The 24,663-nt window shown below is 61.7% G+C and carries 18 protein-coding genes and 2 tRNA genes; 15 read left to right on the top strand and 5 right to left on the bottom strand.

Annotated elements, in window-relative coordinates; genetic code table 11:
- Nucleotides 1–139 precede the first annotated feature (139 nt).
- The 4 genes from EDD52_RS07380 (at nucleotide 140) to EDD52_RS07365 (ending at nucleotide 5,884) form a co-directional block, all read left to right on the top strand.
- Entirely contained in the window at nucleotides 140–649 is a 510-nt protein-coding gene (locus EDD52_RS07380) for a cold-shock protein (RefSeq protein ID WP_243651870.1), read from the top strand.
- Complete coding sequence (locus tag EDD52_RS07375; RefSeq protein WP_132243397.1) at nucleotides 625–1,098, top strand: DUF192 domain-containing protein; 474 nt, start codon at nucleotides 625–627, stop codon at nucleotides 1,096–1,098. Before EDD52_RS07380 ends, EDD52_RS07375 begins: the two co-directional genes overlap by 25 nt.
- 75 nt (nucleotides 1,099–1,173) lie before the next feature.
- Nucleotides 1,174–1,250, top strand: a tRNA-Pro gene (locus EDD52_RS07370).
- 968 nt (nucleotides 1,251–2,218) lie between these two features.
- A complete protein-coding gene (locus tag EDD52_RS07365) occupies nucleotides 2,219–5,884 on the top strand; it encodes a vitamin B12-dependent ribonucleotide reductase (RefSeq protein WP_132243395.1) in 3,666 nt (1,221 codons plus the stop codon).
- A gap of 371 nt (nucleotides 5,885–6,255) precedes the next feature.
- Here EDD52_RS07365 and EDD52_RS23620 read toward each other — a convergent pair.
- A tRNA-Tyr gene (locus EDD52_RS23620) sits at nucleotides 6,256–6,339 on the bottom strand.
- Between the two features lie 128 nt (nucleotides 6,340–6,467).
- On the opposite strand from EDD52_RS23620, the gene rlmB reads away from it, so the two are divergent.
- From rlmB to nusB, 5 genes are all read left to right on the top strand, one after another.
- The gene (gene rlmB / locus EDD52_RS07360; protein WP_132243393.1) at nucleotides 6,468–7,244 is read left to right on the top strand and encodes a 23S rRNA (guanosine(2251)-2'-O)-methyltransferase RlmB; all 777 of its coding nucleotides are present in this window, start codon (nucleotides 6,468–6,470) and stop codon (nucleotides 7,242–7,244) included.
- A 64-nt stretch (nucleotides 7,245–7,308) separates the two neighbouring features.
- Nucleotides 7,309–7,623 carry a hypothetical protein gene (locus tag EDD52_RS07355; RefSeq protein WP_132243391.1) on the top strand — a complete coding sequence of 105 codons (315 nt, stop codon included), beginning with the start codon at nucleotides 7,309–7,311 and terminating at the stop codon, nucleotides 7,621–7,623.
- Between the two features lie 151 nt (nucleotides 7,624–7,774).
- Nucleotides 7,775–8,899 (top strand): 3,4-dihydroxy-2-butanone-4-phosphate synthase, encoded by a 1,125-nt coding sequence (ribB, locus tag EDD52_RS07350; RefSeq protein ID WP_132243389.1) that lies wholly within the window; start codon nucleotides 7,775–7,777, stop codon nucleotides 8,897–8,899.
- Nucleotides 8,899–9,447: a 6,7-dimethyl-8-ribityllumazine synthase gene (locus tag EDD52_RS07345; protein WP_132243387.1), complete on the top strand. Its 549-nt coding sequence runs from the start codon at nucleotides 8,899–8,901 to the stop codon at nucleotides 9,445–9,447. The genes ribB and EDD52_RS07345 overlap by 1 nt, the downstream gene beginning before the upstream one ends.
- On the top strand, nucleotides 9,444–9,926 hold the full coding sequence (gene nusB / locus EDD52_RS07340) for a transcription antitermination factor NusB (RefSeq protein ID WP_132243385.1): 483 nt from the start codon (nucleotides 9,444–9,446) through the stop codon (nucleotides 9,924–9,926). Before EDD52_RS07345 ends, nusB begins: the two co-directional genes overlap by 4 nt.
- Nucleotides 9,927–9,956: 30 nt before the next feature.
- Here the strand turns inward: nusB and nagA are convergent, their stop codons facing one another.
- Together nagA and EDD52_RS07330 are read right to left on the bottom strand one after the other, a co-directional pair.
- On the bottom strand, nucleotides 9,957–11,126 hold the full coding sequence (gene nagA / locus EDD52_RS07335; RefSeq protein WP_132243383.1) for an N-acetylglucosamine-6-phosphate deacetylase: 1,170 nt from the start codon (nucleotides 11,124–11,126) through the stop codon (nucleotides 9,957–9,959).
- Between the two features lie 132 nt (nucleotides 11,127–11,258).
- Nucleotides 11,259–12,248: an SLAC1 anion channel family protein gene (locus EDD52_RS07330; protein ID WP_243651869.1), complete on the bottom strand. Its 990-nt coding sequence runs from the start codon at nucleotides 12,246–12,248 to the stop codon at nucleotides 11,259–11,261.
- Between the two features lie 488 nt (nucleotides 12,249–12,736).
- Between EDD52_RS07330 and EDD52_RS07325 the strand changes: the two genes are divergently transcribed.
- Entirely contained in the window at nucleotides 12,737–13,780 is a 1,044-nt protein-coding gene (locus EDD52_RS07325) for a Gfo/Idh/MocA family protein (RefSeq protein WP_132243381.1), read from the top strand.
- A 74-nt stretch (nucleotides 13,781–13,854) separates the two neighbouring features.
- Here EDD52_RS07325 and EDD52_RS07320 read toward each other — a convergent pair whose 3' ends face one another.
- Nucleotides 13,855–14,469, bottom strand: a complete 615-nt coding sequence (locus EDD52_RS07320; protein WP_132243379.1) for a response regulator transcription factor — start codon at nucleotides 14,467–14,469, stop codon at nucleotides 13,855–13,857.
- A 431-nt stretch (nucleotides 14,470–14,900) separates the two neighbouring features.
- Between EDD52_RS07320 and EDD52_RS07315 the strand changes: the two genes are divergently transcribed.
- From EDD52_RS07315 to EDD52_RS07295, 5 genes are all read left to right on the top strand, one after another.
- Nucleotides 14,901–15,788, top strand: a complete 888-nt coding sequence (locus EDD52_RS07315) for a UTP--glucose-1-phosphate uridylyltransferase (RefSeq protein ID WP_132243377.1) — start codon at nucleotides 14,901–14,903, stop codon at nucleotides 15,786–15,788.
- A 118-nt stretch (nucleotides 15,789–15,906) separates the two neighbouring features.
- Complete coding sequence (locus EDD52_RS07310) at nucleotides 15,907–16,413, top strand: putative pterin-binding protein (RefSeq protein ID WP_132243375.1); 507 nt, start codon at nucleotides 15,907–15,909, stop codon at nucleotides 16,411–16,413.
- Between the two features lie 55 nt (nucleotides 16,414–16,468).
- Nucleotides 16,469–19,000, top strand: a complete 2,532-nt coding sequence (locus tag EDD52_RS07305; RefSeq protein ID WP_132243373.1) for an ATP-binding protein — start codon at nucleotides 16,469–16,471, stop codon at nucleotides 18,998–19,000.
- 136 nt (nucleotides 19,001–19,136) lie between these two features.
- Complete coding sequence (locus EDD52_RS07300; RefSeq protein WP_132243371.1) at nucleotides 19,137–21,074, top strand: coiled-coil domain-containing protein; 1,938 nt, start codon at nucleotides 19,137–19,139, stop codon at nucleotides 21,072–21,074.
- A 41-nt stretch (nucleotides 21,075–21,115) separates the two neighbouring features.
- Nucleotides 21,116–22,165 carry a TAXI family TRAP transporter solute-binding subunit gene (locus EDD52_RS07295; RefSeq protein ID WP_132243369.1) on the top strand — a complete coding sequence of 350 codons (1,050 nt, stop codon included), beginning with the start codon at nucleotides 21,116–21,118 and terminating at the stop codon, nucleotides 22,163–22,165.
- Between the two features lie 52 nt (nucleotides 22,166–22,217).
- Here the strand turns inward: EDD52_RS07295 and EDD52_RS07290 are convergent, their stop codons facing one another.
- Entirely contained in the window at nucleotides 22,218–24,380 is a 2,163-nt protein-coding gene (locus EDD52_RS07290) for an AAA family ATPase (RefSeq protein WP_132243367.1), read from the bottom strand.
- Nucleotides 24,381–24,663 lie beyond the last annotated feature (283 nt).

Below are 24,663 nucleotides of genomic sequence, written 5' to 3'. Positions count from 1 at the left end.
CCTGGCGGACAAATTGGCCTCAATTCACGTGACATGAACTGTAATTGGGCCAAATATCTGAGGTTTTTGGTTGCATTGGAAGATTCTGTAGCGCAAACGTAAGTGGGGACAAGGAATGGTTACAGACTTGGAAATGCAAATGACACCCGGCGAGCACGTGCAGGGTAAGGTAAAGTGGTTCGATCCGGTTAAGGGGTTCGGCTTCGTCATCGCTGACGAGGGCGGTCCGGATATTCTGCTTCATGCGAATGTGCTTCGTAACTTCGGCCAAAGTTCCGTCGCTGACGGCGCTCGGGTCGAGATTGCTGTGCAAAGGACCGAACGCGGCGTTCAGGCGACAGAAGTGCTTGGCATCGTGCCGCCTCTTGGCGCCGAAGGCCTGCCGCTTGCCGACTTCGAAGAGATCGATCCGGAGATCATCGCGAACGCACCTCTATTGCCCGCAAGGGTGAAATGGTTCGACAAGGCGAAGGGTTTTGGCTTTGCCAATGTCTTCGGTCGACCCGAGGATGTGTTCATTCATGTCGAAGTGCTGCGGCGGTCCGGCCTGTCCGACCTGCAGCCCGGCGAAGCGCTGGCGATTCGCATGATCGACGGCAAACGCGGCTTGATGGCAACCGAGGTATGCTCGTGGGAATCCGCAGCCTAACCCTTGCAATCGCCGCCTTGCTGGCCGCGGGACAGGCTTCGGCCTGCCGCGATGATCGCGTTTCGCTGCGCGGCGATTGGGGGCAGGCGCAATTCGCGGTAGAAGTGGCCGATGACGGTGCCGAGCGCGCGAAGGGCCTCATGCATCGCAGTGAGATGCCGAAAAGCGCGGGTATGCTTTTTGTCTACGACCGGCCCGGGTCCGTCGCGTTCTGGATGCGCAATACCCTGATCCCGCTCGATATGATTTTTGCCGACGCCGCAGGTGTGGTGCAAAAGGTTCATGCCATGGCGATACCGCTTGACGAGACATCGATTCCGGGCGGCAGCAACATTCAATACGTGCTGGAAATCAACGGCGGGCTGGCCGATGCCATGGGCATCGTTGCGGGCAGCCAGATGCAGCATCCGGCCATCGGGGAAGCGGCCGCATGGCCCTGCGAGCCCTGAAGATCAACATCTTCCCAATTTCTTCGTAAAAACCGCTTTTCAATTCGGACGGTGGCGGCTATTGAGGCCGCTGTTCGGGGCGTAGCGCAGCCTGGTAGCGCGACGGTTTTGGGTACCGTAGGTCGCAAGTTCGAATCTTGCCGTCCCGACCATTTTCAACAGATCGAGATCCTATGGGCAATCTACCGGCGCGACTGCCGAGGGCTGTCCGGTTCGCGGGACCTTCCAGTGTAATATGGCTCAGGATGCTCTGTTAGAGCGCGGCCTCAGAGGTCCGGTGCCGTCGAACCGTATCGGCGAAAGTACCGCTTTATCGCTTTGGCTTAGTGCGCATTTACCAAGTCCAATCACTTGCCCGGCTGTGGCCGACCCTGACCGGGAGGCACAGCCGGAGACGGTCAGATCCTCCGCGCGGTGGCGTTCTGTGAGGGCTCCGATCCTTGCCCGCCATGTCCGTCTGAGGCTCCGATCTTACGAAGCCTGGAGATCAAGAATCGGGTGGCCCGACATGTTAGGGCAATTCGCCAATACGGATGCAAAATTGTCCGCCCAAGCGCGTTAACCACAACATATATGTGTTCTATGGCCTCTATCTCCCTAGAGGGGACTAGATGAGGTGTTGGCCGCCAACAGGCCGAAGCGCCCGGACCGGCGTGACTTTCCGGCCACCTTATGCAGCTGCAGCATCGACGTAATACCCCGTTAAGCAACGTTAATAAAAGATGAATGACGTTTGGGAATGCGTTCTCAATAGACTAAAATATATAGGTAAATTGGCAAATCTACCGCTTGTTGTCCTGTGGATATATCTGGGGGCGACTCGGGAACATTGGAGGGTAACTCCGTCAACCGAAAAGATAGCCGAAACAGGCGAATAAATCCGTTGACCTCCTATGCCCGAATACGTCAGTTTGTGTGAACCGGACGTTGGGCCACAACATGTAGTGGCGGCAGGCGGGATCAGGAGGCGGCGAAGCCTCGCAGCGGGCAATCGAAACGGAGCGAGTGGCAGAGCGCCGCAAAACATCCGAATTCGACCTCCCTTGTCCCTCAGCGTCGGTGGCCGATGCCCGGAGAACGGGCGCAAGAATGAAAACGCTGGTTAATGGGGCAGCCTGACATGAAGATCGATAGACAGTTCACTCGCGCCGGAGAAGATGCTTACGCAGGCATCGATTTCGTGAGCACCACTTCGGAAATCCGCAATCCCGATGGCACGGTCGTGTTCCATCTCGACGAGATCGAAGTCCCCGCGAAGTGGAGTCAGGTCGCCAGCGACGTGATCGCGCAGAAATACTTCCGCAAGGCGGGCGTCCCGGCGCGGCTTAAGAAGATCAAGGAAAAGGGCGTGCCCGAGTTCCTGTGGCGCTCTGTCCCGGCCAAGAACGGCGTAGAGACCGGTGGCGAGACGTCCTCCAAGCAGGTCTTTGACCGTCTGGCCGGTGCATGGGCCTATTGGGGTTGGAAGGGTGGATATTTCACCACCGAAGACGATGCCCGCGCCTATTACGACGAAATGCGCCATATGTTGGCGACACAGCGCGCGGCCCCCAACAGCCCGCAATGGTTCAACACCGGCCTGCACTGGGCCTATGGCATCGATGGCCCGGGCCAGGGTCACTACTATGTCGACCACAAGACCGGCGAGCTGACCAAATCCACCTCGGCCTATGAACATCCGCAGCCCCATGCGTGCTTCATCCAGTCCGTGAAGGACGATCTGGTCAGCGAAGGCGGCATCATGGATCTGTGGGTGCGTGAGGCGCGCCTGTTCAAATACGGCTCCGGCACCGGCACCAACTTCTCGTCCCTGCGCGCGGCGCAAGAGCCGCTGTCGGGTGGTGGCAAGTCGTCCGGCCTGATGGGTTTCCTGAAGATCGGTGACCGTGCTGCAGGTGCTATCAAATCGGGCGGCACGACACGCCGTGCGGCCAAGATGGTGATCTGCGATGCCGATCACCCCGATATCGAAGAATTCGTGAACTGGAAGGTCAAGGAAGAGCAGAAGGTCGCCAGCATCGTCGCGGGCTCCAAGATGCACGAACAGATGCTCAACGGTCTGTTCGCCGCGATCAAGGCATGGGACGGGGCGGAGGCGGATGCCTATGATCCCAAGGTCAACGACGCGCTCAAGGCCGCTGTGCGCGCCGCCAAGAAGGTGTCGATCCCCGAGACATATATCAAGCGCGTGCTGGACTATGCGCGGCAGGGCTACAGCTCGATCGAATTCCCGACCTATGACACCGATTGGGACAGCGAAGCCTACGCGTCCGTGTCCGGCCAGAATTCCAACAACTCCGTGCGTGTCACCGATGCCTTCCTGAAGGCCGTCAAGGATGATGCCGACTGGGAACTGATCCGCCGCACCGATGGGTCGGTCGCCAAGACCGTCAAGGCGCGCACCCTGTGGGAAGATATCGGCCACGCCGCATGGGCCTGTGCCGATCCGGGCATCCAGTACCATGACACCGTCAACGACTGGCACACCTGCCCCGAAGACGGCGCGATCCGCGGGTCCAACCCGTGCTCGGAATACATGTTCCTGGATGACACGGCCTGTAACCTTGCGTCGATGAACCTGCTGACCTTCCTCAAGGACGGCGTGTTCCAATCCGAAGAATACATGCACGCCACGCGTCTGTGGACCCTGACGCTGGAAATCTCTGTGATGATGGCGCAGTTCCCGTCCAAGGAGATCGCGCAGCTGTCGTATGACTTCCGCACGCTGGGACTGGGCTATGCCAATATCGGCGGCCTGCTGATGAACATGGGTCTGGGCTACGATTCGGACGAAGGCCGGGCGCTGTGCGGCGCGCTGACCGCGATCATGACCGGTGTGTCCTACGCCACCAGCGCCGAGATCGCCGGCGAGCTGGGGGCCTTCTCGGGCTACAAGCGTAATGCCGACCACATGCTGCGGGTCATCCGCAACCACCGCAACGCGGCCTATGGCGCAACCACGGGCTATGAAAAGCTGGCGACGCAGCCGGTGCCGCTGGATCACGCCAACTGCCCCGACGCATCGCTAGTTGAACTGGCCAAGTCGAGCTGGGATGAGGCGCTGCGCCTCGGCGAACAGCATGGCTACCGCAATGCGCAGGTGTCGGTCATCGCCCCCACCGGGACCATCGGTCTGGTGATGGATTGCGACACGACCGGGATCGAGCCCGACTTCGCGCTGGTCAAATTCAAGAAGCTCGCCGGTGGCGGTTACTTCAAGATCATCAACCAGTCGGTGCCTGCGGCGCTTGAAAAGCTGGGCTATTCCTCCAGCCAGATCGCCGAGATTGTCGCCTATGCGGTCGGTCACGGGTCCTTGGGCAATGCGCCGGGCATCACCCACACTGCGCTGATCGGCCATGGCTTTGGCGAGACCGAGATCCAGAAGGTTGAATCGGCGCTGGCCTCGGCCTTTGACATCCGGTTCGTGTTCAACCAGTGGACGCTGGGCGAGGAGTTCTGCACGCAGACGCTTGGCATCCCGGCCGACAAGCTGACGGACCCGACCTTTGACCTGCTGCGGCACCTGGGCTTCACCAAGGCCGATATCGACGCCGCAAACGACCATGTCTGCGGGACGATGACGCTGGAAGGCGCGCCATTCCTGCGCAAAGAGCATTACTCGGTCTTCGACTGTGCCAATGCATGCGGCAAGAAGGGCAAGCGGTTCCTGTCCGTGGACAGCCACATCTACATGATGGCAGCGGCGCAAAGCTTCATCTCGGGCGCGATCTCCAAGACGATCAACATGCCCAATGACGCCACCATCGAGGATTGCCAGAAAGCCTACGAGCTGAGCTGGTCGCTGGGTGTGAAGGCCAACGCGCTGTATCGCGACGGGTCCAAGCTGTCGCAGCCTCTGGCATCCGCGCTGGTCGAGGATGACGAGGACGCGGCCGAGGTTCTTGAAAGCGGCTCTCAGCACGAGAAAGCCACGGTTCTGGCCGAGAAGATCGTCGAGAAGATCATCATCAAAGAGGTTGCCAAGTCCAACCGCGAGAAGATGCCGGAACGCCGCAAGGGCTATACCCAGAAGGCCATCGTTGGCGGTCACAAGGTCTATCTGCGCACCGGTGAATATCAGGACGGTACGCTGGGCGAGATCTTCATCGACATGCACAAGGAAGGTGCCGGTTTCCGCGCGATGATGAACAACTTTGCCATCGCCGTGTCCGTGGGTCTGCAATACGGCGTGCCGCTGGAAGAGTTCGTCGATGCCTTCACCTTCACCAAGTTCGAACCGGCGGGCATGGTGCAGGGCAATGACAGCATCAAGAATGCGACCTCGATCCTGGACTACATCTTCCGCGAACTGGCCGTGTCCTATCTGGACCGCACCGATCTGGCACATGTCAAACCCGAAGGGGCGAGCTTTGACGATCTGGGCCGCGGCGTGGAAGAGGGCGTCGCCAACATCAAGGAGATGTCCGAAACCGCGGCGTCGCGTTCGCTGGAAGTGCTGAAACAGATCAGCTCCACCGGGTATCTGCGCAAGCGTCTGCCGCAAGAGCTGGTGGTGCTGCAGGGCGGGGCCTCGCTCTCCGGTCTGGAAGCCGCCGATTCGGTTGGCGCGCTCAACAGCCTGGTTCCCGAAGTGGCCATGCAGGTTTCTGGCGGATCCTCCACGGCGGTGGCCTCGGGCACGGTCAGCATGGATCTGCGCGTCAAGGCGAAGATGCAGGGCTACGAGGGCGAAGCCTGCGGGGAATGCGGCAACTACACGCTGGTCCGCAACGGCACCTGCATGAAGTGCAACACCTGCGGCGGCACATCGGGCTGCAGCTGATCAAGAAAAGGGTCGGGGCGCTTCATGCCCCGACCCGTGAATGCGTCCGGACTACTTCGCAAATCAGACATAGCGCGGCCCCTACGGGCCGGTCAGCAGGTCATCCTTACCGGTGATCAGTCAAGTCTCGGGGCGGGTGCGCTCGCCCTAGACGCCGGCAAGGCCGCAGGCAGAAAAACACGTCGGGCGGTGTAACTTGAGAGCCTTGTTGGCGAAACTAGGGGCCCCTTCGGTGGCCCCGTTTTTCTTTGCAGCGTCTGGCATTTTGTAAAGCGGGGGTGGCCGGAACGCGGCGCGCCACGCTGGCCGACCATTCCCGTGTATCATCAACCGGCGATCCGGAGAGTTTCGTATTGATGAGAAGAGGAGAATGGTGGGCGACCCTGGAATCGAACCAGGCGTGCGTCTCCGCGAGGGAGTTACAGTCCCCTGCCACACCTTGCGGCCTGTCGCCCACGACCGGGCTTGCCCGGCGTGAGGGGGTGATTACATTTGCCCCAAACTGTCGTCAACAGGAAAATCCCTTGCGCCAGATAAAGCCTCGGCGCATTGTCGCGAGCCGCGGCGAACGAGGAACGAACAGATGAAAAAACCGAAATGGGTAGTGGCCAAGGAACAGGCGAAAAAGGCAGCCGGGGCCGAGACGGTCTGGTTGTTCGGATTGCATGCGGTGCGCGACGCGCTGGAAAACCCCGCGCGCGAAAAGCTGCGCCTGATCGTGACGCAGAACGCCGCAGACAAGTTGGCATCCGCGATCGCCACCGCGGGGATAGAGCCGGAGATGAGCGATCCGCGCCGGTTCTCTGCGCCGCTGGATCCGCAATCGGTGCATCAGGGGGCGGCTTTGGAGGTCAAACCGCTCAACTGGGGGCGTCTGGAGGATGTGTGTCTGGGCGAGGGCACCACGCCGCCGCGGCTTGTGCTGCTGGACCGCGTGACGGATCCGCATAATGTGGGGGCGATCCTGCGCTCGGCCGAGGTGTTCGGCGCCGCCGCCGTGATCGGCACGATCCACCATTCCGCACCCGAGACAGGCGCTTTGGCCAAGACGGCCTCGGGCGCGTTGGAGCGGCAACCTTATCTGCGCATCCGCAACCTTGCAGACGGGATGACCAAGCTGCGCGACATGGGATATATCCTGCTGGGGCTGGACGGGGAGGCCGATGTAGAGCTGGAACAGGCGCTGGAAGGGCGGCGCGATCGCCCCGTGGCGCTTGTTCTGGGGGCCGAGGGGCCGGGCCTGCGCCCCAAAACCAAGGATACCTGTGACCAGCTGGTCAAGATTCCCTTTGCGCGGGAATTCGGCTCTCTCAACGTCTCGAACGCGGCGGCCGTGGCGCTTTATGCGGCAAGAGGTTGAGGGCCTGGCCCTTGCAAGCCGAGGGGACGGGCTCGATATCGGGCTCAAAAGTCCGGAGACGTAGATGACTGCCAATTACAAGATTGCGACCTGTTGCTACTGCGGCACGCGCGCCGCGCTGCAACTGAGAGGCGACGTGCAGCACGAGCTGGCCTGTGCGAGCTGTGGCGCGCCGCTACACAATCTGAAGATGCTAAAGGCAGACGTCGCGGCGGATAATTCCGCGCCGCGCCACAAGGTGGACCCGCGCCAGAGACCTCATTCCTCTGGCAAGAAAGCGATGTACCAGAAGCCCGCCAAGAAACGAAAGAAACGCAAGGGGCTGGCTGCACGCCTTTTTGAAGAAGCCTTTGACGCGATCGAGGACCTGCTGGATTGATCCATTTCGGGCGCGCAACGGCGACGAGGGTCTTTGCGGGTCTGCGTGGTTGGGCCGCCTGAGCTGCTGAGCTTCGCATGATGTTCCGGCAGGCTCTGGTCAAACCCCGCGCGGTCAATTATCTGCGGGGCAACATGCAAAGGGGCTGCTCATGAGTTACAACGAACCCGGACCCGTCGAAGAGAATTGGCGCGACGCGATTTCATCCATCGAGGAAATTGTCGATGACGCGCGCAACGGGCGCATGTTCATTCTGGTGGACCACGAAGACCGCGAAAACGAAGGCGACCTTGTGATCCCCGCGCAGATGGCCACGCCGGATGCGATCAACTTCATGGCGACCCACGGGCGCGGCCTTATCTGCCTGTCACTGACGCCCACACGGATCGAGCAGTTGGGCCTTCAGCTCATGAGCACCAACAATTCGTCGCGCCACGAAACCGCCTTCACCATTTCGATCGAGGCGCGCGAGGGCGTGACCACTGGGATTTCGGCGGCCGACCGGGCCCGGACGATCGCCGTGGCAATCGACGGATCAAAGGGCGCACAGGACATTGCCACGCCGGGCCATGTCTTTCCGCTGCGTGCGCGCGAAGGCGGCGTGCTGGTACGTGCGGGCCATACAGAGGCTGCGGTGGATGTCAGCCGGCTTGCCGGTTTGAACCCCTCGGGCGTGATCTGCGAAATCATGAACGAGGACGGCACCATGTCGCGCCTGCCGGAACTGGTGGCATTCGCGCAGCGGCACGGGCTGAAGATCGGCACGATCAGCGACCTGATCGCCTATCGCCGCCGTCACGACAACCTTGTGCGCGTGCAGAAGGAAGAAACCATCACCAGCGAATTCGGTGGTGACTGGCAGATGAAGATCTATTCCGACAGCACCCATGGCGACGAACATATCGTCCTGATCAAGGGAGATATCTCTGGTGATGATCCCGTTCTGGTGCGGATGCACGCAATGGACCCGATGCTGGATGTGATCGGGACCGGCCCGCGTGGGCGTGCGGACGAGTTTCGCGGCGCCATGCAGGCCGTTGCAGAGGCCGGGCGCGGTGTGGTCGTTCTGTTGCGCGATACCGCGATGAAGCTGGATGTCCATGACGAGGTTTCACCAAAGACGCTGCGCCAATACGGGCTGGGCGCGCAGATCCTGTCCTCGCTGGGACTGGCAAAGTTGATCCTGTTGACCAATTCACCCAAGCCCAAGATCGTCGGGCTGGAAAGCTACGGGTTGGAAATCACGGGAACGCACAAGATATCGGAGCTTGGCTGATGGCTGGACAATCGCATTACACCTTGCCGCGACCGGAATTCGACCGTCCGGTGAAGCTGTTGATCGTGGTGGCGCCCTATTACCGCGATATTGCCGACGGCATGCTTGCCGGGGCGCGGGCCGAGATCGAGGCGTGCGGCGCAACCCATGAAACCGTCGAGGTTCCGGGCGCTTTGGAGGTGCCAACCGCCATCGGCATCGCGGACCGTCAAAGCAATTTCGACGGGTATGTAGCACTTGGCTGCGTGATCCGCGGCGAGACGACGCATTACGACACGGTTTGCAATGACAGCAGCCGGGCATTGCAACTGCTTGGCCTGCAAGGGCTTTGTATCGGCAATGGCATTCTGACGGTGGAAAATCACGAACAGGCAGCCGTGCGCGCCGACCCGGCCGCACAAAACAAGGGCGGCGGAGCAGCCGCTGCGGCCTTGCATCTGATCGCGCTCGCCCGTAAGTGGGGCGGCCAGCGCAAGGGGGTCGGGTTTCGTCCGGCCTCTGACGAATTCCAGATCGCTGGCCAAACCAAGGGCCCTTCGACCGCATGACCTCTGACACCGCGCCCCTTTCGGGCAACCAACGCCGCAAGATGAAATCCGCCAGCCGCCTTTACGCGGTTCAGGCGCTGTTCCAGATGGAACATTCCAGCCAGACGTCGGATCAGGTGCGCGTGGAATTCCTCGACCACCGCTTCGGCGCGGTCTACGAGGGCGATGAGATGGTGGACGGGGATCCCGACCACTTCCGCGCCCTGCTGGACGAGGCGGTGAACAATCAGGCCCGCATCGACCAGATGACCGACCGGGCGCTGGTGGCCAAATGGCCGATCGCGCGGATCGATCCGACGCTGCGCGCCCTGTTCCGTGCCGCCGGGGCAGAGCTTTTGCTGGGCGAGACGCCTCCGAAAGTCGTGATCGTGGAGTTCGTGGACGTGGCGCAGGCCTTTTTCCCTGAGGGCAAAGAGGCGAAATTCGTCAATGCCGTGCTGGATCACATGGCGCGTGAGGCGCGGCCCGAAGCGTTCTGATCCCTCTGGTGGCGCCTTGCTTGTCAGGGCCTAGCTGCCTGCGGGGCTGAAGTCCTGCCCATCGACATAAACGCCCGTCACCTTCAGGTCCCGCGACAGGCAGGTGATCGAGGCGCGCTTGCCGACCTCAAGCTGGCCCAGTTCGCGTTCCAGCCCAAGGGCGTGGGCGGGGTTCGTCGACAGCATCTTTAGCGCAGTGCCCAGTTCGATGCCTGCGTGCTCAACCACATTGCGCAGGCATTCGACAAGGCTGACATGCGCCCCGGCGAGGCGCCCCTCCCGATCCGTGAGCCGCCCGTCTTCAAGCCTGATTTCCACGCCGTGCAATTCAAACCCTGTCTGCGTGCCCGCAAGGGTCAACATCGCGTCGCTCACGAGGCACAGGCGGTCCGGCATCAGCCGCGCCGCCAGCGCAACGTTGCGCCAGTCGACATGGTGGCCATCGGCGATGATCCCGGCGTAAAGCGATTGCGATGCGAAGGTCGCGCCCACGACGCCCGGTTCCCGGCCCGTCAGCTGTGACATGGCGTTGAACAGATGTGTGACGCCGACAAGGCCCTCTGCCTGGGCTTGTGCAATCTGATCGGCGGTGGCCTGGCTGTGACCGGCAAAGACCCGGATCCCAGCGTTGGACAACCGCTCCATTGTGCCGGGGGGCAGGGCCTCGGGTGCTACGGTCAGCAGCAAGGTCGCCAGATCGCTGCTGGTCAGGGCGCTCAGATCGTCCTCTTCCAGGCTGCGGATCGCGGCGGGATCGTGAATGCCCGGGCGGTCATGTGACAGGAACGGACCTTCAAGATGCAGGCCCAATATGCCCGGAATCCGCGTCCTGATCGCCTCTTCGGTCGCTGAAATCGCGCGAAGGTAATCCTTGTCCGGGGCGGTGATGAACGTGGGCAGGATATGGGCCGTGCCCCCCTGACGCGCACCCTCTGCCATCGTCTTCAGCGTCTCGACAGTTGGGGCAAAGTTGAACTGCGCATCGGCCGCGCCGTTGATCTGCAAATCGATGAACCCCGGCGCCACGATGTCGTGTTCGGTAATGTCCTGCCCCCGCGCGTCGTCCGCGGTAGCGGGCCGGATGGCGGAGACCCTGCCTTCAGTGATCTCGACCACGCGGTCGCTGAGGGGGGTGGCCCCGACCCCGTCGAACAACTGCCGGGCGAGGATGCGCGCGGTGCGGGTTTCAGCCAAAGACATCTTCGCGCCCTTTCAGATCAGCGGTTTGGTGGCAATCGGTTGTTCTCAGATCATCTACGTTTAGCGGTCGGGGACAACCGATTTCAGATGCGGCAATCGCTGCGCAGCCCCGCGCGCCACTTGGCGCAGCGCTCACTCCGGGCGGCAGATCTCGTCCCTCAGAATGGCGAGCACAGTCCGCGCGACAAGGCCCGCCATGATCACGCAGAGCGCTGCCAGAAAGATGGACCCGGCGATCAGGTGCGCGCGCGAACCGGACAGTTCCGCAAAGCGCAGCGTGGCGATGGTCAGCCCTGCTACCGGAAAGCTGAGCGCCCACCAGGAAATCGCGAATGGCAGCCGGATCAGCCCCGGTGCCTGTGTCAGAACGAGGCCCAGAAAGACGAGCGTCAGCCCGTAGAGGACGCGTGCCATCGGGTCGAGCACACCGCCGTTGAGTTGCAGCCACCCCAGAAACGCCACCGCGGGCGGCGCCAGCAGGATCACCAAGGTCGGATACAGCCGGGCGGGCAGCGGATCGTGAAAAATCAGCCGGTTCATCACAAGGGTGAGCAGGACGAGCCAGAACATCAGCCCGGCAGAGAAGAACATCCACGAGGTTTCGGCAAAGCCCAGCGGAATACCGGCAATCGGCACGACCACGTTGCCCACCGCAGGGATGAACCACGCGGGCGAGATATGCATCGGCTGGAAGGGACGGTGCCCGATCCAGCCCGACAGCACCGCCAGCGTCAGCGCGCCTTGCGCGGTTGCACCGACCAGCCAGACGATGCGGGCGATGCCTTCGGCCATTGGCAGCAATGCGGCCGATATCAACAGCAGGGAGATCGAAATGGCCGGGAAAAAGGCAAGTTTCACCGGATGGTGCCATTCGGCCGCAAAGTCCTTTGTCTTGCGCAGGGCTTTCATCGTGAACACGGCGGAGATCAGCACAAAGACCATCAGGGTCACGGCGAGTGCGGCGCTGCTGGCGGTATTCCCCCATCCAAAGCTGAGCTCGGCCCGGTGCAATGCAAGCGTCAGCCCGGCCAGTCCCATGACACAGGCAAAGAAAGTGACGGGGAAATGCGCGAGGCGGCTGAATGGCATCTCGGATCGGGTGGGGATGGGGGTATCGCTCATCAGGGCCTCTTTGGTGGGTCGGCTTCATCGCGGCAGGTGCGACGAAGTCCGGTATGCGTCTGTTTCGGTGCGCCAGCGGGCGTGTTCACAGCGTCGATGGTGGCGTATTGCCCTGCTGGGCGCCGGTTCTTTGCGGATTTGCGCAAGCGAAGGTCGGCGGAGCAGCGTCTGGTCAGATTACCGCATGTTTTCATCCGTTCGTCAGCAGGAAATTGGCGTTCTGGGGGTGCGACCAATCTGCACCCGAAGACCTATCTTAGCCAGATCTGACAGGCCAGTGGGGCATTTGCGAAGGCGGGTCCAGCCAGAATATGGCGGGCGCGGCGCAGGAACTGCTCGACCGTTAAGGCACATCCCCGGCACGGGTAGGCAAGTCGCTCTGCAATAGCGTGTGATGCTTCTGGACAGTCTTGATTGCAGGCCAGACGGAGGCTTGTTCCGTGGCGCGCATTCTGTTCTTTTGGCCGCGAAGTTAGGGGAGGATGCCGATGGAAAATTACGACAGCATGGGGGTGGCCCTGATCGGCGCTGGAATGATCGGGAAAACCCACGTCGCCGCGCTTTCCGCTGCTAGTGATCGCACCGCGTTGCGGGCCGTTCTTTCCCGGCATCCGGAACGCGCGGAATATCTTGCCGAGTATTATCAGGGGGACCGGCCCGAATTCACATCCGACCTGTCGCGGGTGACGGAGGCTGCGGACATCCAGATGGCGATCGTGGCGACCCCGCCCAGCATCCGGATTGATCTGATCGAACGCCTTGCCAAGGCAGGCAAACATATCCTTCTGGAAAAGCCGGTCGCGCGCACGCTGGAGGAAGCGGTGCGGGTGGTTGAAATCTGCGAAGATGCCGGCGTGACTTTGGGCGTCGTATTCCAGCACCGGGCGCGGGCGCCTTCGCTGGCGGCGCGGCAGAAACTGGCAGAGGGGGCGTTCGGCAGGCTGGGCCATGTCGAGATTTCAGCCCCGCTCTGGCGCGACCAATCCTATTACGAGGAACTGGGGCGCGGCACCTATGCACGCGACGGTGGGGGCGTGCTGCTGACACAGGCGATCCATACGATCGATCTTGCGCTTAGCCTGACCGGCCCGGTGTCGCGGGTCCACGCAATGACGGCCACCACGCCGCTGCACCGGATGGAGGCAGAGGATCTCGCCGTGGGCGGGCTGCATTTTGCCACGGGCGCGGTCGGATCTCTGGTCGCGAGCACAGCCAGCTACCCGCAGCGCAAAGAGGTGATCTCCCTGCATTTCGAAAACGGGTCGATGCGGCTTGGCACCGACAGGCTTGACGTCGTCTGGCGCGATGGCAGGCAGGAGGACGCACTAACAGTGACGGGATCGGAAGGGGATACCGGTGCCGTGGTGAACAAGCACGAGTGGCATCAGGCCGTGATCGAGGATTTCGTCGACGCCGTCCGGCAGGGCAGGGCGCCGATGGTGACGGGGCGTGAAGCGCTCCACTCACACCGGCTGATCGACGCCATTGAACGGTCCTCTCGCGAGGGGCGGCCAATCGATATTCTGGTCTGAGCCGAAATGCCCCGCACCCGTAAGACAGATCCTGTTCGCAAGGCTGGCTGCGGTTCGCCAGCCGATGGGCGCGGTCAGAACAATCCGGCTTCGCGTGCGATCAACGCGGCCTGAGTCCGGTTCGACGCCTCCAGCTTGCGATAGAGCGTCTTCATGTGAAGCTTGACCGTCGGCTCTGAAATCTCCTGATCGCGGGCGATTTCCTTGTTCGACTTGCCTTCGGTCAACCCCTTGAGCATCTGCAACTCTCGCGGTGTCAGCTTGTCCGCCAGCGGGTGCGAGGTTTCTTCTTCGACCGCCGTCATGAAATCCAGAGGGGCGTATTGTTCGCCCATCGCCATGAACTTCACCGCGTTGACCATGGATTTCGCGGACAGCGTCTTGGGCACGAAACCTGCGGCCCCTGCCTCCAGCGCCTGTTCCACGATTTCGCGCGTCGCCTCGCCCGACAGCAAAGCAACCCGCTGGCCGCCTTTGAGCTTCAGCGCATGTTTCAGCCCTTCCAGCCCGTTCATCCCCGGCATGTTGAGGTCCAGCATCACCAGATCGAAGGGTGCTTCTTTTTCGATCAGGTCACAGGCCGAAGGAAGATCGGCAGCGGTGCTGGTTTCGATATTGCCCTGGCTGTTCAGAAACAGAACCAGCGTATCGCGAAGCAAATCATGGTCATCGGCGATCAGAACGCGCATGGCTGTCTCCTTGTCTATCGCACCAATTAATCACCACTCCGAAAGCGTTGCACGCCCTAAATTTCGGCTATTGCGGCAATGAACCTACTCTTTCGGATAGGTGGCTCCGCCGGAAGAGGGAGGATCGCGCCCAAACTCCCCGTGTAGTTGTCCGTCCGCTATGTTGAGTAGAGCAGGCAGCTGCGGCATGTCCTTTGTGTCTGCATCACGCCAGGGAGGGCGTCCGATGACGTTCGATGAATTTGTACTCCGCATTGTGTGTCGCGGCCGGACAACGCCCTGCGGTGCCGGTGCATGCCACGCCACAACCCTGATGGGACAGACCACCTGCAGCGCCTGACTGTGTTGCGCCGACCTTCTGACGACGCAGCGCTGCTGCCGCCCCGTTTTTGCCTTTAACCAGTTCTGTTGTTTCCGAAAGGACCCTTGAGATGACACATATCCGCAAAGCCGTATTCCCCGTCGCCGGCATGGGCACCCGTTTTCTGCCCGCGACCAAATCGATCCCGAAGGAAATGCTGCCATTGGTGGATCGTCCGCTGATTCAATACGCGGTGGACGAGGCGCGCGCGGCTGGCATCGAGGAGTTCATCTTTGTGACCGCTGCGGGCAAGGGTGCTTTGGAAGACTACTTTGACACTGCCGCAGCGCTGGAGCAGCGCCTTGTCTCAGGCGGCAAGACTGATGCATTGGCCGCGCTGGAACGCACCCGGATGCGCGAGGGCGCGTTGTCGTTCATCCGTCAGAACAACCCGCTGGGCCTGGGCCACGCTGTGCGGTTGACCCAACGCTTGGTCGGGGACGAACCTTTTGCAGTGCTGTTGCCGGACGATGTGATACGCGCGCCGCAGGGTGCGCTGGCCCAGATGGTTGCCGCCCATGCCGACAACCGTGGTCACATGGTCGCCACGATGGACGTGCCGCTGGCAAAAACCTCCTCTTACGGTGTGCTTGATGTGGCCCGCGAGGAAGGACGCCTTGCCCATGCCGCAGGGTTGGTCGAAAAGCCACGCCCGGAAAAGGCGCCCTCCACCAAGGCCGTGATCGGCCGCTATATTCTGGAGGCGTCGATCTTTGACCGTCTGGCCAATCTCGGGCCGGGCGCGGGCGGAGAGCTTCAGCTGACCGACGCGATCAACGCGGATGTCGATACGACGGGCGTCACCGGCTACCGGTTCGAGGGCGAGCGTTTCGATTGCGGATCGGTACAAGGGTTCGTTCAGGCCACGGCGGCCTTCGCGCTTGACCGGCCAGAGCTGCAGGAAGAATTGGGCACGTTTCTTCGGCAGCGGACGTCGCGGATACGTCAGGTCGCCTGACACAACCCGGCACGGCTGGTGCGGCCTATCCAAAAGGATAGGCCGCTATACGCCTGTCCACATGGCAGATTCGGGCTGTCCATGCCATGTATGAGGTCTCTCATCGAAGGATCTTGAAATGACCCGTGTGCTGTTTACCGTTTTCGCCCTTTCGACCGTGATCTCCGCCCCTGCCTGGGCCGAGGACCTCGCCATGCCTGAAGGCAAGGTCATCCTGACCGTCTCGGGCAATGTCGCGAACACGAATGCTGACGGCACGGCGCAGTTCGATCTGGAAATGCTGGAGGCGCTGGAAAGCGACAGCTTCGAGACTTCGACCATCTGGACCGAGGGCCCCATTGCCTTCGAGGGCGTGCCGCTCAGCGTGCTGGTGGAAGTTCTGGGCATCGAAGGCGAGACGTTGCGCGCCACGGCCATCAACGACTACGCGATAGAGGTGCCCCTGTCGGACGCGGTAGAAGACGGCCCCATCGTGGCCTACCGGATGAATGGCGAAACCATGTCGGTGCGCGACAAGGGGCCGCTGTGGCTGGTCTACCCGTATGACCTCAACGCGGATTACAGGACCGAAGTGATTTATTCGCGCAGCATCTGGCAACTCGACCGGATGGAAGCAATCGACTAGACCTAGGACGTCCGGCGCCGCGATTGTGGCGTCTTCCTGAGCGGAGCGTTCTGCAATGACGAAGTTGGATTTACCGTCCTTGCGGCCCCGCCTGCTTCTTTGGGTGTTGGCGGGCGCAATCATTGCGGTCATTGCCTTCATGGCGCTGAACGTGGCGCGGGATCTGCAACTGCTGAAATCCGCAAGCTCTGACAACGTGCAATGGACGCTGTCCCAGGCGGAGGTCGAGTTTCTGGAATACGAGCTTGATCTGGTCGCGGCCGAAGTCGATCCGGATCCGGATCTCGACACGCTCCGCCAGGAATTCGACATCTTCTACAGCCGCGTCAATACGCTCAGCCAGGCGGGCATCTATGCGGAGCTGCGCGAATTGCCGGAATTCTCCCGCAATCTGCGCATCGTCCGGACCTATCTGGACCGGACGGTGGATGCGATTGATGCGAGCGATGCAGAGATGCTGGCATTGCTGCCCGAAATGCGGATCCGTGCCGATGATGTGCGGCGCAACGTGCGCCAATTGTCGAATTCCGGCCTGAATTACTTTGCCGAGGAAGCGGACCGTCGGCGCAACAGCATTCGGGTCATGCTGATCCAGATGGCCGCGCTGGTGACGGTTCTGCTGCTCGCGCTGGTATTGCTTGCTGTCTACCAGGCCCATCTGAACGCCCAGAATATCCGCCGCCGCCGCGAGGCGATCGAGGCCAGCGAGCGTATGAACGTGGTGACGGGCACCGCGCTGGATGCTGTGATCGTCAGCGACTATTACGGCCGCATTCTTGACTACAACGCTGCAGCCGAAGAGATCTTTGGCTACCCGGCCGAAACCGCCATTGGGCAAAAGCTGGGCGACCTGATCGTACCGGACCATTTCCTCGAAGAACATGAAATCGGCATGGAACGGATGCACCGGACAGGTGAAAAGCGTTTCGTCGGCAAGGGACGGGTGAAGCTGGAGGCAAAACGCGCCAACGGGGATGTCTTCCCGGTCGAATTCGCTGTGCAATCGGCCGAGACCGACAAGGGCGAGATCTTCATCGCTTTCCTGCGCGACATCTCTCACCGGATGCAGGCCGAGCGGGAGCTTATGGCCGCACGTGACCGCGCGCTGGCAGGTGAGAAGGCCAAGACCGATTTCCTTGCCACGATGAGCCACGAGATCCGCACGCCGCTTAACGGGCTTCTGGGCAACCTGTCGCTGCTTAGCGATACCGAGGTTACCGATAAGCAGCTGCGCTACATCAAGAACATGGACACGTCCGGCAAGCTCTTGATGAACCATATCTCGGATGTGCTGGACATCACCAAATATGACGCGGGCAAGCTGCGCCTGCGGCCCGTACCGATGAGCATCAGCACGCTGTTGCAGGACATCGTGGACAATCAAAGCGGCGCGGCCTCGGCCAATCAAACCACGCTCAACTGGGGATGGGTCGGGACATCGACCGATTGGATCTCTGCCGATCGCGACCGCATTCAACACATCCTGATGAACGTCATCGGAAATGCCGTGAAGTTCACCCAAGGCGGCCACGTGACGGTGGAGGCAGAGTTGCGGGGCGCTCTCGACGATGCGCCGGAATTGCGCATCGCTGTCAAGGACACCGGGATCGGCATGTCGCCAGAGCTGCAGGAGCAGATCTTCGACGATTTCATGACCGGCGACAGCTCTTATGACCGGGATGTCGAGGGCACGGGGCTGGGGCTGGGCATCGCGCAGCGCTTCGTCAAGGCGCTGGGCGGCCAGATCGAGGTAGAGAGCGAGCCGGGCAAGGGCAGCACGTTCACGATCAGCTTCCCCATCCATCCCATCGACCCGCCCGAAGAGACCGAGAAACGCCAGCTCACCCCCCAGACCATACCAAGCTGCGACATACTTTTGGTGGAGGACAACGAGATCAACCTGGTCCTGGCCCGCGAGATGCTGACCAAGGCCGGTCATAACGTGCGGGTGGCGCGCAACGGTCAGATTGCCGTCGACATGGCCCGCGACTGCCGTTTTGACCTGATCCTGATGGATATCAGCATGCCGGTGATGGACGGGCGGGGCGCCACCCGTGCCATCCGCAGCGGCGACGGCGCCTGTGCGGACGTGCCCATCGTGGCGCTGACCGCAAATGCCGTGGCCGAGGAGCAGGAGGCGTTCCTTTCCGACGGCATGAATGATGTTCTGACCAAGCCTCTGACCCGCGACGGTCTGATCCGCATCGTCGCCGACCACGTCGTCCCGTCGGTGGATGCCGGTCAGGAAACGACCGAACCCTCTACCGCCGTGGCCGCGACCTATCTGAAAGAACTGCGTGAGGCGCTGGGGGCGGAAGCATTGCAGCCATTGCTTGACCGGTTTCAGGTCGAGGTCGAGGAAGCGCTCGTCTTCCTGAGCGACCACCGCCAGCACACGGCGGCCGAAATTGGCGCGCGGGCCCACAAGATCGCCGGAAGTGCGGCCACTTTGGGTGCGGTTGATCTGCGCGCCACCCTGGTCGATGTGGAACGGGCGGCAAAGGCCGAAGACCTGCCCGCGATGGAAAAGGCCATCCGAGCCCTGCCAAAGGTTTGGGAAGTGACGCGGCCGCTCTTGCGGGCATAGCGAGCATCCAAAGGGGTCAGCGGCGCCCGCGCAATAATCGTAAAAATTTCCGCCCCTTTACGCACGACTTGATTTTTGAACAGGACTGCGCCAACAATCGGTTAATTATTTTTTAACTTTGTTGGGGGGAACGAATTTGTTTCGTTCGATCGTCTTGGCGTCGCAATTATTCGTCCTTCTGAATGTCGCTGTACCGGCGGTCGGGCAGGAGGCCCAAACCGCTACGGCGGAAGAGGTCGACCAACTTTCGCAGAAAGCCGCCGCTTTCCGAAAAATCATCGCTACCCTCGAAACTGAATCTGCCGGGCTGGAAACGCAGCTGGAAGAGCGTCAGGCCACTTTGTCCGACCTTGAAGAGCAGGTTGGCACGGCGTCTTCGGCTGCAAAAGAGTTGGCAGAGGCGTTGACAGCCAGACAGGCAGAGCTGGAAAGCGTGACCACTGCGCTTGCAGAAAAGCAGCAGGAGCTGGAAGGTCTGGATGCCGAGGCCGAGGCCCGTGAAAGTACCGCTGCGGAACGGTTGCAGGGCTTGCAGGCCGAGATTGCGGCGCTGGAAGAGCAACAGGCAGCCCTTCAGGCCGAAGCATCCCAGATCACGGCACAGACGGAGACCGCGGCCGCGGAACTGGCCACGGCCCAGGCCGATTTGGAAGCAAAGACAGCCGAGGCGCTTGAGGCCGAGGCGGCGCTTTCCGCCGCAGAGGAGCAGCGGCAGGGCGTTGAAGCAGAGGTCGCCGCTTTGCGTGCCGAGGCGGACGAAATCGCAAGCGACAAGGCAAGCGCAGAAGAAGAGCTGACAGCCCTTCGCGCCGAGATCGAGGAGGCCACGCGCGCCAGAACGGAAGTTGCGCAGGAGCTTGAAGAGGCGCAGGCTGCGCGGGAGGCGGCGCTTGGCGAGTTGGAGCAGCTTCGCGCAGAGGCCGAAGCCGCCACAGCAGAGCGCGACGCGCGTGCCACGGAATTGACCGATCTGACCGCGCAGCTGGAGGCCGCTCAGGCCGATGTAGCTGCGGCAGAGGAGCGTGCGGCACAGCTTTCCCAACAGATGGAGGCCGTGGCCGGTAACGCGCAGGAAGAAGCCGGGGCGCAGATCGAAGCCGCCGTTCAGGAGGCGCGCGCCCAGATGGAGGCCGAGGCCGCAGAGCGGCTGGCAGAGCAGGAAGCCGACGCGCAGGAACGTATCGCGCAGATCGAGGAGGAGGCACAGGCCCAGATCGCACAGGCCGAAACCGATGCGCAGGCCCGGATCGCAGAGCTGGAAGCCGCGCTTGCCGACAAGGAAGCGATGGAAAGCGAAGCAGAGGATCTCAGGGCGCAACTGACGGCGGCAGAGGACCGTGCGGCGCAGGCAGAGCAGCAGGCCGAGGAACAGGCGGCAGAGCTTGATACGGCTGCTCAGGATCGCATCGCCGAACTTGAGGCCCAGACCGAGGCCCGCATAGCACAGCTTGAGGAAGACGCACAGGCGGACCGTGCGGCGCTGGAGGCCCGAACCGAAGAACTTGCGGCCCAGCTGGCGGCAGCTGAAGAACGCGCCACGCAGCTTCAAGGCGCAGCAGAGCAACGCAGCGCCGAGCTTGATGCGGCATCGCAGGAACGTGTCGCGGAATTGGAAGCCGAAGCAGAGGCCCAACTTGCCAAGGTGGCCGAAGAGGCCAAGGCCCGGGAGGCCGCACTGGCCGCAGAGGTCCAGCAGGCGCAAGAGGCACTAGCGGCCCGGCAGGCGGAACTGACGTCACGCGACGAGACGCTGGCAGCGCTGCAAGCCGATCTGGAAGAGGCCCGCGCAGCCCTTGCCGCGCGTGACGCCACGCCCGCAATGGCTGTTCAGGACAGTCCTGCGGCGGCTACACCGGCGGCACCTCAACCTCGCGGTACGGCCCGGCCAGCGCAGGTCGTGGCGAATGTCATCGCCACGGCGCCCGGTCTGGCAGGCGCGTCCCCGCAGGACATGCAGAAGCTGACAACCCTGCTGAGCGATGGCGTCTGCGCCCACGAAGCCCTTGCAAATGTCTTTGGATCCGTGAACCGCCAGACATTGTTGTTCTTCATCCGTGAATTGGGCCGTTGTTGATTGAAAAGATTGAATAGTTGGAAACAAAAAAGGGGATGGCGATGGCTGTCATGATGAAATGGCTGCAGCGCGTGTTGGGGACAGGAATTCTGCTCGTACTCGGCGTTGCTTCGGCACAGGCCCAGGAATTCGAAAAGAACATCCTCACCGGCTCGTCCACGGGAACCTATATCCAGTTCGGTAATGACATTGCCGGGCTGATGGCGGAATGCGGCCAGACGCTGAATGTTGTGGAAAGTGCCGGGTCGTTAGAAAATTTCCTGGGCGTGCGCAAGCGGCGGGCCACCCAATTCGGCATCGTGCAAAGCGACGTTCTGGAATATCTCAAGACCTATTCCGCAAATGACCCGGCGATTGCCCGCGCCGTGGCGGGTGTGCGGATCTCCTTCCCGCTATACAACGAGGAAGTGCATCTTCTGGCCTTCAGGGATGTCGCGTCGCCTGCGGACCTTGCGGGTAAGCGGGTCGCGATCGGGGTGCAGGACAGCGGAACCTTCCTGACGGCTTCGCTGATACTGGATCTGCTTGGCGTCGCTCCGGCAGAGGTGCTGCCCATCGGGCCGAACGAGTCGATGGAGCAGTTGCTGGCGGGCCAGATCGACGGGTTTTTCTATGTTGCCGGTGCGCCCACCAAGCTGTTTCTTGACCCCCAGATTGACGCAGAGCGTTTCCACCTCGTGCCATTCGACGATCCGCTTCTGCAATCGGTCTATGTTCCGACAGAAATCCCGTCGGGAACCTACCCATTTCAGGCGGACGCGACCCCTGTCGTGGCTGTGAAAGCCGTTCTGATGACCTATGAATACGAGCCGCGCCGCAATGCCTATCATCAGGCAAGCTGCAAGGCGGTGTCGGATGTCTCGCATCTTATCTTCACGCGGTTTTCCGAGCTTCAGCAAAGCGGCCACCCGAAATGGAAGCAGGTTGATCTGTCAGACATTCCGCCGGGCTGGGACATCGCCCAATGCGCAAATGCCGGGATTACCGCAAACTATTCCATGAGCTGCCCGGCGCGCGCAGCAGAGACGGTGCCTGACAGCGAAGCCAACTCCGCGTATCGGCAGCGTATCTGTTCCGTCATCGGCTGCTGAATGATGAATATGGGGTGCCCGGTCGCTCGGGCGCCCCGAAGCTGCGCGGATCCTATTGCAGGACGATGGATTGCCAGGCGAATGAGGCACCTGCATCCGTTGTCACACGCCAATAGGCGGCGTCTTCGGGCAGCTTCACGCATAGCGCTGTCAGCGGCGAGACCGCATAGGCGATGATCTGTTCGTTCTGATCCGCGATCTCCACCGAGAAAGTTCCCGCCGCACCGTCCCAGATGAACTCTGCCACGTCTTCACGGGCAATCGCCGCGAGGGGTTGCACGCTCTGTTGCCCCGCAGCGATCGGGGAGTGGTCGAATTCCGGAGCGCTCAACTGACCGCTATCCTTTGCCACAGCGTACCAACGCTGCGCCATCTCTGCCGCCAGCACGAGGCCATCACCTGTGTCGAAAAGCTGCCCCAGATATTCGGCGGCGCGAGGATGCCCTCTCAACGCGGCGCGTGCATAATTCACGGCCATTTCTGCAGGTTCCGTACTGCCGAGCGCGGCGAGGTAATAGGGGGCCGGGTCGTCGTTGATATGTAGCGGGGCAAGCTGCACGGCGGTGGAAGTCATCGCCGCGTTCTCTGTCACCACGTCCATGACCTTTTCCGGGGCGACAAGTTGCACTGCCGCGCGCGATACCAATTCCTGAGGCGCTGCCGCGGAATCAGTGTCCGTCGCAACAACAGGGATTTCGGCGCTTTGACCCGGGGCCTCGGCGGCGGCGATCAATTCCGGCTGAGCGGTGGATGGCATTTCGGCAGCCGTGGCGGCGCTTGCAGTTTCGACGGCCGAGGATGTCTGGGCCAGCTCCTGCAATTGCAGCGCCAGTTGCGCTTCGACCCGTTCACGCTCTGCGCGGGCGGCTTCGATGGCGCTGTTGAGCTCTGCAAGTTCTCTTTCGGCCATGCGCGCAAGCTCTTCGGCGGTACTGCCCGCTTTGTCGGCTGTACCGCCGGGGGTGATCGCCAGAACCGATGCTTCTTTCGGAACTGTATCTGAATCTGCGGCCGCGACAGGTTCGCCGACGGCGTTGCTTGGCGCGCTGTCCGGCAGGGGCGCGGGGTCGTCTACGGCGTTCAGCAAGAGCAACGCAGGCACCGCGCAGGCCGCGGCCGTCAGGCCACCCAAAAGCCGCAAGGGCAAACGGCGGCGCCGGGGCGAAGTCTCTTGTGGCGCTTCGGCCAACTCGGGGAGGGCTGGTGCTTCCTCCGTCGGTAGATCCACCACAATTGCTTGTGTGTCATCGGCGGCCGCAGGTGCGATGGGCGCTTCGGTCGGCGGCGATTTTTTCTGAACGGGGAAGGGCGTGACCGTTGACGCCGCGCTTTTCTCCGGCGGCTCTACGGGCGTTGTTTGGGCCCGCTCCTGCGCCGGAAGGGCCGTCGTTATCTTCGCGCCGCCAAGTGGCTCCCACTGCTGAACGACCTCGCGGATGAATTGCTGATCGATGGTCTTGAGGTTTTGCTTTGCAGCAGTGAACATCGCAAGATCACAGACCTTGTTGATCAATCGCGGTGTGCCCCGCGAATAAGCGTAAATCTCCGAGATAGCGCCGTCGGTAAACAGCTCTCCGCCAACATAGCCTGCGCATTTCAGACGGCCCTCAATGTAGCCGCCGATTTCTGCCTCGCCCAGACGCCCGACATGGACGCGGTGGCTGATCAGGTCCCGTAAAGGGGTCATTGAATGCCGTTCGATCAACTCGTCCAGCTCCGGCTGGCCAGAGAGGATCAGCGAGCAGGGCAAGTGTTTATCCCGACCTGCCTTGACGAGCTTTGCGACCATCAGCGCGGCCTCATCTGCCATCGATTGCGCTTCGTCGATGATGATAAGCGGCATCATTCCGGACGCGGCAGAACGGGCAAGCTCATTTGTCACAAGGTCGGGCAGCGCGTCCGGCGGCTGTCCGGACCACTCCTGTTCAAGGCCCATCAGAAATTGCTGTGAGACCTCCGCCGCAGAGTTCAGACGGTTGGAAATCAGCACGACCCGTCGATGTTCCTCGACCTCGGGCGACTTGATCAGCGCCTGAATGAGGGTGCTCTTTCCGCATCCGACCTCACCCGTAAGAAGCGTGGCCTTCTGCGCAGGGGCGGAGGCGCGCAAAAGCTCCTTGAAAGCAGCCCGGTGCTGCGCGGTCCAGACAAGAAAATCCGGGTCGGGCACGATTGCAAACGGGCGGGCCTGCAGATTGAAATTATCAATATACATAATATTTCTTCGGTAATTTCCTTTCAATTATGACGCATTGTACTGAATTTTGCTACCCGCATTGCATTGTCGGGGGAAAATCCCCCGTGGAATGCAACCAATTGGTGATTTTTTCCGCAATCGGTGGGGGCGATTCCTTGGCGTTTGCCGAAAGACAGGATGTGCCACGGAATCCGGGCGATACGGTCGGCGCCGGCGAGCGTTGCGAACCGCGGCGCAGCGATCTGGTTTTGGCGATTAGGCGCCTGATCTGCGGGGCTCGTTAGCAGGATCGCCGTAAACC

The organism is Primorskyibacter sedentarius, from assembly GCF_004342065.1.
Lineage (GTDB): Bacteria > Pseudomonadota > Alphaproteobacteria > Rhodobacterales > Rhodobacteraceae > Primorskyibacter > Primorskyibacter sedentarius.
The sequence above is the reverse complement of the archived record's forward strand: the minus strand, read 5'-3'. Positions and strand labels throughout refer to the sequence as shown.